The sequence below is a fragment of the Streptomyces sp. NPDC058964 genome, assembly GCF_042741275.1.
Taxonomy (GTDB): Bacteria; Actinomycetota; Actinomycetes; order Streptomycetales; family Streptomycetaceae; genus Streptomyces.
The window spans coordinates 1-2063 of sequence record NZ_JBHYKH010000150.1 but is presented as its reverse complement, the minus strand read 5'-3'; the positions used below and the strand labels follow the sequence as shown (position 1 = coordinate 2063).

3 protein-coding genes are annotated in these 2063 nt (G+C 72.5%); all 3 read left to right on the top strand.

Annotated features, from left to right (window positions below; all coding sequences use genetic code 11):
• Positions 1-184: 184 nt before the first annotated feature.
• On the top strand, positions 185-1423 hold the full coding sequence (locus ACFW2E_RS19965) for a cytochrome P450 (RefSeq protein WP_384468153.1): 1239 nt from the start codon (positions 185-187) through the stop codon (positions 1421-1423).
• A gap of 12 nt (positions 1424-1435) precedes the next feature.
• The gene (locus tag ACFW2E_RS19960) at positions 1436-1639 is read left to right on the top strand and encodes a ferredoxin (protein WP_384468151.1); all 204 of its coding nucleotides are present in this window, start codon (positions 1436-1438) and stop codon (positions 1637-1639) included.
• A gap of 93 nt (positions 1640-1732) precedes the next feature.
• Positions 1733-2063: flavoprotein (locus ACFW2E_RS19955; protein WP_384468149.1), on the top strand; the 331-nt coding region annotated here is incomplete at its 3' end.

Below are 2063 nucleotides of genomic sequence, written 5' to 3'. Positions count from 1 at the left end.
TTTGCGTGCGGGGGGCGCCCCTCTCTCTTTCTTTGTCGGTCTTTGTTCTCGCGGGGGGGGTGTTCGTGCGACCCCCCCCCCCCCCCCCCACCCACCGCCCCCCCCCAACTTTCCGTCGCTCCATAGATGCCTGGGGCATCTAATGAAGATCGGCACCACGCACTCTTCGTCTGCGAGGTCTTCCATGACGGATCTGACGGATCTGACGGAACTCACGGGTCCGGCCCGTCCGGCCCAACCCGTCGCATTCCCCCAGGACCGCACCTGCCCCTACCACCCGCCGACCGCCTACGACCCGCTGCGCGACCAGGGCCCCCTCGCCCCGGTCACCCTCTACGACGGACGCCCGGCCTGGCTGGTCACCGGCCACGCCGCCGCCCGCGCGCTGCTCGCCGACCCCCGCCTGTCCACCGACCGCACCCGCCCCGGCTTCCCCATGCCCACGGCCCGCTTCGCGGCGGCCCGCACCGTCCGGGTGGCGCTGCTGGGCGTCGACGACCCCGAGCACCGCACCCAGCGGCGGATGATGATCCCGTCCTTCACCGTCAAGCGCGCCGCCGAGCTGCGGCCGGAGATCCAGCGGATCGTCGACGAGCGGATCGACGCGATGATCGCGCAGGGCCCGCCGGCGGAGCTGGTGCGCGCCTTCGCGCTGCCCGTGCCGTCCACGGTGATCTGCGGCCTGCTCGGCGTCCCCTACGCCGACCACGAGTTCTTCGAGGAACAGTCGCGCCGTCTGCTGCGTGGCCCCGAGGCCGCCGACACGCTGGACGCGCGCCACCGGCTGGAGGTCTATCTGGGCGGGCTGATCGACCGCAAGAGGGCGGAGCCGGAGCAGGGCGACGCCATCCTCGACGAACTCGTCCACCAGCGGCTGCGTGACGGCGAGCTGGACCGCGAGCAGCTCGTCTCGCTGGCGATCATCCTGCTCGTCGCGGGCCACGAGACGACCGCCAACATGATCTCCCTGGGCACCTTCACGCTGCTGCGCAACCCCGAGCGGCTGGCCGAACTGCGCGCCGACCCCGGGCTGCTGCCGACCGCGGTCGAGGAGCTGATGCGGATGCTGTCGATCGCGGACGGGCTGCTCCGGATCGCCCTGGAGGACATCGAGGTCGCCGGGACGAGGATCCGCGCGGGCGAGGGCGTGGTCTTCGCGACCTCCGTCATCAACCGCGACGACTCCGTCTACGCCGAACCCGACACCCTCGACTGGCACCGCCCGGCCCGCCACCATGTCGCGTTCGGCTTCGGCATCCACCAGTGCCTCGGCCAGAACCTGGCGCGCGCCGAGATGGAGATCGCCCTGGGAACGCTGTTCGAACGGCTGCCGGGACTCCGCCTCGCCGCGCCGCCGGAGGAGATCCCCTTCAAACCGGGCGACACGATCCAGGGGATGCTGGAACTCCCCGTGACCTGGTAAGAGGCTTTCGCCATGCACATCGAGATCGACAGGGACGTCTGCATCGGCGCGGGGCAGTGCGCCCTGGCGGCCCCGGGCGTCTTCACCCAGGACGACGACGGCTACAGCACGCTCATCGCCGGCCGGGAGGACGGCGGCGGCGACCCGATGGTGCGGGACGCGGTCCGCGCCTGCCCGGTCAGCGCCATCAAGGTGACCGAGACCGCCGCGGGCTGACAGGGCAGGGGCGACCACCCGCGGTGACATCCGCGTGCCGCGGCCGCCGAGGCCGGGCGTGGGCTGTCCCGTCCGCATGAGTAGGGTTCCCGGGTGACCGAACAGGCCGGGAAACCCTTCCTCTACGTCGTCGTGTGCGCCGCCGGGATCGCCCCCGGCGTCAGCAAGCTGATCACTGCCGCGCAGGAGCGGGACTGGGAGGTCGGGGTCATAGCGACGCCGGTCGCGATGGGCGGGTTCTTCGACGCCGCCGCCGTCGAGGCGCTGACCGGCCGCCCCGTCCGCTCCGCCTGGCGGACCCCGGCCGATCCGCGCCCCTTCCCGCCGCCCGACGCCGTGGTCGTCGCGCCCGCCACCTTCAACACCGTCAACCATGGGGCGGCCGGGTTAGGCGACACCCACGCCCAGGGCGCGCTGTGGGAGG